Source organism: Thiocystis violacea (assembly GCF_016583575.1).
In the GTDB taxonomy this organism is placed as follows: Bacteria; Pseudomonadota; Gammaproteobacteria; order Chromatiales; family Chromatiaceae; genus Thiocystis; species Thiocystis violacea.
In genome coordinates this window covers 23,951-31,286 of record NZ_NRRG01000054.1, presented here as the reverse complement: position 1 = coordinate 31,286, position 7,336 = coordinate 23,951, and the positions used below count along the sequence as shown (strand labels likewise).

The window sequence follows — 7,336 nt, the reverse complement described above, 5'->3', positions numbered from 1 at the left end:
GCTTCGGCGCCGAACGGCTCTGTGTCCTCGGATTCATGCTCGATGGACGACCGTTCAAGGTCGAGCATGACATGAGGCTCGTGCTGTATTAGCTAGGCGAGGCTATTCGTTTTGTACTGTACTGAGAGTTATCGCATTAATCATCCAGACATTTACTGGAACAAAAAGCATGTTGAGGTGTCTATATCGGAATACGACCATGAGATGATGAGGGTTGCCATGAAACCGAACTGGCTATCCGATGCGCGTTTAATCCCTGACGAGGTGATGAGTTATCTTTGAAAAATCGCGGTTCATGCGGTTGAGTAAAATCACTACAGTCCAGAAGACGTCATCAAGATTTTAGGTTTCAGTCGAAGCGTTATTTAGGATTGGCTGAAGCGTTATCAAAAAGATGGCTGGGCGGGTCTTGATGCCAAGAAAGCGCCGGGAACCTCGCCCATTGTGACCGAAGAGATGGATGCGTGGATGAAGCCGACCATTCTTAATTTAACCCCTGAAGATTTCGGTTACGACACGGCGCTGTGGACCTGCGATCTGTTGGCGGAGTGGCTTTCGCAGCGGTATGGTGTGGCTGTAATCGGCGCGACAGTCAATCATCATTTACATCGACTCGATTTAACCAATCAAAAGCCAAACTACGTGGCTCGCGAGCAAGAAGCAGCGGATGTCGAGCTGTTTGTCAAAGAGAAATTCCTAAAAATTCAGAGCTTTGCAGGAAAGCTCGGCGCGGATACTGGCTTTGAGGATGAGGCGGCCGTTGATCTACGCGACCATTCTGGAAAAACCTGGGATGAGCGTGGCGTCAGACCCGATGTTTATGTGACGGGTCAACGCGGCCGAATCAATATCCTCTCTGTTGTGACGGCCCAAGGGACGTTGGCGTGTGCGCCGTCGATCTGCCATGCTGAAACTCCTGTCGATGTGGAACAGAATGTCATCTTGCAGATTCGGCAGGGAGCCGGATAGATGTAATTGGCCGGACGCTTACCTTGTAACAATCTCGGGGCATGAAAAAGTCCGCTTGCGCGGGCTCTCGGGTCGCGGCGATCATGGCGTTCTCCGTATGCAGCTGCGACAGCTCCATCCCCTCCCCGTCACCTTCGGGGCGCCTGCGCCGTTGAGCGTGCTGGCATCGAACACCTTCACCCAGTGGCGCTGGGTCTGCTCGACCAGGCCCATCTCCTTGGCCACCGCGCCCACGCCCTTGCCATACGTCACCCAGGGCGATCACATGACCTTACGAATCAATGCCTTGCAGTTCACGATCAACTCCAGCCGTATCTCGTAAAGCATTGATCGATAAGCTGCATAAGCATTTTTTGATGCGATTGCTTTGATACGTCGCCCGCTTGATCGCCTGCTCCGCACTCGGGCGGATCGGTTGGGGTACGCACTAACCCACTGTCCCAGCGTTCGATTGAAGCGGATCAGGGGCGCGTCCGCCGTCGCTGAGCTTCGTCGCGTCGCTCACGAAGCCGAAGCCTCGGGACCGGACAGACTTGTTGGTTGAAGTTCGGCCCCGCTGTACTAGCGCGCCTGGGCATCGCCGATGAAGCGCGCGATGGCTAGGGCGGCGGCGTCCAGGGCCTGTTGCAAGTCGTCCGGACCCGGACCGGGCTCGGTCCCATCCTTGATGGATCCTTCGATCGCGGTGGCGATGCGCGCGACCTCCGCGAGCGCCAGCGAGCCGGCGGCCCCTTTGAGTCTGTGGGCTAGCGCGGCGGCTCCGGGTTGGTCTCCAGCCGCTAGCAGGGTTTCCATCTCCCGTCCCGCCTGGCCGTGGGCCTCGATGAAATGGCCCAGGATGCGTCGATAGGCCGCCTGATCGCGGAAGGTACGCCGGCCGCGCGCCAGGTCGAGAACAGGCGCGCTCGGTTCATGAGCCTTGATGCTGGCCGCCGGGGCGGGCGGTCGCGTCCGCGTCAGCCAGCTCAGAAGCGTCCCGTAGAGCGCATCCGGATCGACCGGCTTGGCGATGAAGTCGTCCATGCCCGCGGCCAGGCAGCGTTCGCGGTCCTCGGCGAAGGCGTTGGCCGTCATGGCCAGGATCGGTAGATCCCCGCCAACCGGCAGGGCGCGGATGGCGCGGGTCGCCGCCAGTCCGTCCATGCCCGGCATCTGCATGTCCATGAGGATCAGCGCATAGTCATTGGCGCGGGCCATGGCCAGGGCCTCGACGCCGTCGTTGGCGATCTCCACCACCAGCCCGACCGCGTCCAGGAGCCCCTTGCCCACCTCCTGATTGATGAAGTCGTCCTCGGCCATCAGTACACGGGTGCCGCGATAGCTCCGCGACAGGGCGCGTTCGGCATCGGACTCGAACTGAGCGGCCTCGGGTTCATGAGGCGCGACGCCCGCGAAGACCTGGCCCAGGATGTCGTGGACCGCCGAGGGCGTGACCGGCTTGATCAGGACGCTGGCGAACCCGGCCTCGCGCGCCTCGCCACGCAGCCCCGGATCATCGAAGGCCGTCACCAGTAGCAGGCGGACGGGTTGCGGCGCCAGGTGCAGCGCGGCGATGCGTCGCGCGGTCTCGATGCCGTCCAGCCCCGGCATGCGCCAGTCCAGCACGATGAGATCGAAGGGCTCGGCGCTCACCCGCAGCCGCTCCAGGGCGACCTCGCCGGACTCTAGGGCGAGCGTCTCCACGCCGCAGGCATGCAGCATGCCGCTCAGCACCTCGCGCGCCTCGGGCTGGTCGTCCACCACCAGCGCCCGGCGGCCCTGGAAGCTGGTGACCGGCCGCGCGCGCCGGCCGAAGGACGGATCCTTGCCAAGACGGGCGGTGAACCAGAAGGTGCTGCCTGTCCCGAGCTGGCTGTCGACGCCCACCTCGCCACCCATGAGCGCGGCGAGCCGCCGGTTGATGGCGAGCCCCAGCCCGGTGCCGCCATAGCGGCGGGTGGTGGAGCTGTCGGCCTGCTCGAAGGACTGGAAGAGACGACCCAGAGCCTCGGGCGCGATACCGATGCCACTATCCTGGATCTCGAAGCGGAAGAGCTGCTCTCGCGGACGATCCTCCAGCAGGCACGCCCGCAGCCGGATCGCCCCCTGGTCGGTGAACTTGACGGCGTTGCCCAGGAAGTTGAGCAGGATCTGGGTCAGCCGGGTCGGGTCGCCGCGCAGGCTCGGCCCCTCGCCGATCGCCGGATCGAGATCCACCACCAGCTCCAGCCCCTTTTCGTAGGCGCGCTCGCCGATCAGGGTGCAAACATTTCTCAGCAGGGCGGGTAAATCGAGCTCGGTCTCTTCCAGGACCAGTTTTCGCTCCTCGATCTTGGCCAGGTCCAGGATGTCGTTGATGAGCTGGAGCAAGTGCCGCGAGGCGCCGGCGATCTTGCCGAGCCGCTCGCGGAGACTGGGATCGGACGCCTCCTGCCGGAGCAGATAGGTCAGTCCCAGGATGGCGTTCATGGGGGTACGGATCTCGTGACTCATGTTGGCCAGGAAGGCGCTCTTGGCGTGGTTGGCCTGCTCCGCGGCCTCCTTGGCGGCGGCGAGAGCGGCCTCGGCGCGGCGGCGCATGACGATCCGCCAGATGTCCTCGGCGATGAGCTGGAGCTCGTGCTCGTCGGACTCGTCGTAATCGGTCGGCTTGTTGCCGACGCCGATCAGTGCCCGGACCCGGTCGTCCTCGACGATCGGTACGCCCAGGTGACGGATCAGATGGACGTGGCCCTCCGGATAGCCGCGCCGCTCGGGCAGACCCTGATAGTCGTTGTGGACCACCGGACGACGCTGGCGCGCCGCGTCCGCCCAGATTCCGGCGGCGGACATGGGGTAGTGGCTGTCGTGGACGGCCGTGCACTGGGTCAGCGTACCTTCCGACCAGGTGTAGAGCTCGAGGCTCTCCTGATCGGCGTTGACGAAGTGCAGAAAGCCGATCTCGCTCCCGGTCAGGCGCACCGCCTCGTCGATGCCGCGTTGCAGGAGCGCGCGCTCGTCCATGGTGTCGGCCTGCTGGCTCATCTCGAACATCGCCTTGAGCCGCAGGTCGCTGATCAGGAGTTGACGGTTCGCGGTCTCCAGCTCGGCGGTGCGCTCGGCCACCAGCTCTTCCAGGTGATGGCGGTGCGCGTCCAGCTCCGCGGCGAGGCGCTTGCGCTCGCTGATGTCCTGGAAGGTGCCGGTGAGGTAGCTCTCGCCCTCGCCATCTACCCGGCCAATGCAGCGCAGATCCGCCCAGAAGCGAGCGCCCGAGTCGGCGACGACCTCGCATTCCAGTGTGAAGGGCGTACCCGCCTCCCAGGATTCCTGGAGCCGCTGGCGGATCAGCGGCAGGTATTCCGGCGCGTAGTGCCGCAGACCCTCTTCCAGCGTGATCGGCGGGGCATCGACGGACCGGCCGAGCAAGCGGGAAACCTCCTCGGTCCACACCAGGGTACCGATGGACGGATTGGCCTTCCAGCCCCCTAGGCGGGCGATCGACTGGCTCTCCCGCAGGAACAGCATGGCCTCGTGGAAGGCGTTTTCCGCTCGCCGTTGCTCGGTGACGTCGTACCAGATGGCGGCGAAATAGCGCCGGTCGCGGATATCGAGGACGCGATTGGAGGCGCGCACATGGCGGATCTCGCCCTCTCGGGTGCGGTGGGTGACCTCGAAGATACCGCCGCCGTGCTCGATCAGCGCGTGCGCCTGCTCGGCCACCTGCCCCGAATCCCAATCCCCCTTGATGTCGTCGAGCGTCAGGTGGCCGAACGCCTCGCGCGTGTAGCCGAGTCCCCGGCAGGCCGCCTCGTTGAACTCGCTGAAACGCTGGGTCTCGGCGTCGATCAGCACGATGCCATCGGTCGCCTGGTTGACGATGGCGCTGTAGATCTCCTCGCGCTCCTGAAGGGCGCGCTGCTCGGCCTTGCGGTCGCTGATGTCGCGCGTGAGGCTGATGAAGACGTTGCGCCCGCCGATGCGCGCGCCGCGCACGCTGACCTCGGCATCGTAGAGGCTGCCGTCCTTGCGCCGGTGGCGGGTCTCGAAGGTGGCGTTGACCGCGAGCGGGTCGGCGAAGGCGCGGCGGATGTCGGCCTCGGTGAAATCCGCCTCCATGTCCCAGGAGGACAGACCGATGGCCTCCTCGGGCGCGTAGCCGAGCAGCTCGGCGAAGCGCGCGTTGATCTCGATGGTGCGGTGGTTTTCATCGAAGATGGCGATGCCGTCGCGCGAGTGCTCGATCAGCGCGCGCCGCCATTCAGCCTCGTTCGCCAGCGCCATCTGGCTGGCCTTCTCCGCCCCGATGTCACGCCAGACGCCGACGAAATAGTCCCGGCCGCGCAGACGCACGGCCTGGACGCTGACCTGGACATCGAACAGGCGGCCGTCCTTGCGACGATGCTGGCTCTCGAAGCGGATCTGCCCCGAGGTGGCGAGTACATGCGCCGCGCGCTCGCGCAGCCTGGCCGCGTCCCGGTCGCCCTGGATGTCGGCCAAAGTCATGCCGAGCAGCTCCTCGCGCGTGTAGCCCAGAAGCTCGCAGGCGGCGTCATTGATCTCGACGAAGCGCAGGGTCTCGGCGTCCGTCAGCTCGATGCCGTCGCCGGCCTGGTTGAAGATGAGGCTGTAGATTTCCTCGCGCTCGCGCAGTGCCTCCTGGGCCGCGCGTGCCTCGGTGATGTCACGCGCGATGCCCAGCACGCCGATGAGGCTTCCGTCGGCGGCCCGCATCGGCGACTTGATGGTCTCGAAGAGACCGCGATAGCCATCGGCGGCGAACTCCAGCCACTCCTCGTTGACACTGGGCCGGCCGGCCTCCGCCGCGGCGCGGTCATGGGCACGGAAGAACTCCGCCAGCTCGGCGGGTACGAAGTCGTTGTCGGTCTTGCCGACGATCCCGGTCTCGGGGGTGTCGTAGAGGCGCTCGAAGGCCGGGTTGCAGTTCAGATAGACGCCGTCCGGATCCTTCACCCAGACGAGATCCGGGATGGTGCCGATCAGCGTCTTGAGATGGGTGCGCACGCCTTCCAGGGCGTTCAGGGTCGTCTGCTGCTCGCTGATGTCGACGCCGACGCCGATCAGATGGGGCGTGCTCCCGATGAAGATGCGCCGTCCGGTCATGCGGTAAGGAATCTGGCGGCCGTCCGCCAGGAGCAGCCTCGCCTCGACCACGCCTTCGCCCTGCTCCAGGGTCTGGAGCACCGCGGCTTGCACCCGCGCCCGATCCTCCTCCACGAAGAAGTCGAACGCCGCCATTTCGCCAATCCGCTCATTGGGATAGCCGGTGATCTGGGCGATATTGCTCCAGCGCACCAAGCGGCCCTGGGCGTCGAACAGATAGAAGAGACCCGGCAGCACATCGATGAGTCCGGCCGAGAAACGCCGCTCGTCCCGCAAGGCGTCCTGCTGGTTGACCTGTTCCGTGATGTCGCGCGAGACCCCGATGAGCGCCGGCCGACCGTCCCAGTGCCCCATCACCACGCGGGTATCCACCAGAATCCGCTCGCCATTAGCCTTGAGCATCGGCAAGGGACAGCTCGCGCGGGTTCCGGCCAGCATCTCGCCCACCACGCGCTCGGCCTCCGCGCGCGCCTCGGGCGGATGCACGGCCCACACCGGCTCGCCGAGCAGACGCTCGCCATAGCCCAGGCCCGTCGCCACCGCCGGGTTGTAGTGCAGGATGCGACCGTCGAGGTCGAGGACGAAGAGGTAATCCGCGAGGGCCTCGAACAGCCCCGCCAGGTTCTGCCGCTGGCCGCTCGCCTCGACCTGGGCGAGCTGGTGCTCCAGCGCCTGGGTGAACTGACGCGCCAGGGTATCGAGGGTCGTCAGGGTCGTCTCGCCGACCGCGCCCGACTGCTTGCTCGCCAGGTTGAGACAGGCCAGCGGCTCGCCGCCGACGTGGATCGGCAGTACCACCACCGAGAGGATGCCCTCCTCGACCAGCACGGGCCGCTGCACCAGCGAGGCATCGGTGCAATGGTCCAGGGCCGGAAGGCAACCGCATTCCAGACGGCCGCGTCGGATCACCTCCGCCTGCGGAGAGTCGGCCGCCAGATGCGCGACCTGGGCGAAGAAGGTCTCGGAGAGACCCCGTTTGAGCACCAGCCGATAGCTCCCGTCCGGCTCGCGCCAATAGAGGCCGCCCCCATCCACCTCCGGCAGACGCATGGCACTGTCCAGGATGGCCTCCAGCAGGCGCTCCCGGTCCAACCCGGTCGCCACGAGGGTCGAGAACGCATGCACGGCATCCAGGCTCGCCGGCGACCGCGGAGAGGTTTCGCCCGTGGTTTCATTGGGGTGCGGTGAATCGATCGAAACGCTCATGCGAACTCACTGATGGCCTGCTGGATCTCTACGGCCGCGCCACGCCATGACGTGTGCGACTGGGTGCTTGGCGGCCCAT

2 protein-coding genes and 1 pseudogene are annotated in these 7,336 nt (G+C 65.3%); 1 reads left to right on the top strand and 2 read right to left on the bottom strand.

The genetic code is table 11. The annotated features are described in order from the left end of the window. Positions 1-375: 375 nt before the first annotated feature. Positions 376-969 carry a winged helix-turn-helix domain-containing protein gene (locus CKO27_RS19625; RefSeq protein ID WP_338116130.1) on the top strand — a complete coding sequence of 198 codons (594 nt, stop codon included), beginning with the start codon at positions 376-378 and terminating at the stop codon, positions 967-969. A gap of 79 nt (positions 970-1,048) precedes the next feature. On the opposite strand, the pseudogene CKO27_RS24655 reads toward CKO27_RS19625, so the two are convergent. Together CKO27_RS24655 and CKO27_RS19615 are read right to left on the bottom strand one after the other, a co-directional pair. Then, a pseudogene (locus CKO27_RS24655) lies at positions 1,049-1,206 on the bottom strand (transposase); the annotation flags it as partial. 324 nt (positions 1,207-1,530) lie between these two features. Continuing rightward, complete coding sequence (locus CKO27_RS19615) at positions 1,531-7,257, bottom strand: PAS domain S-box protein (RefSeq protein ID WP_200376611.1); 5,727 nt, start codon at positions 7,255-7,257, stop codon at positions 1,531-1,533. Positions 7,258-7,336: the final 79 nt, after the last annotated feature.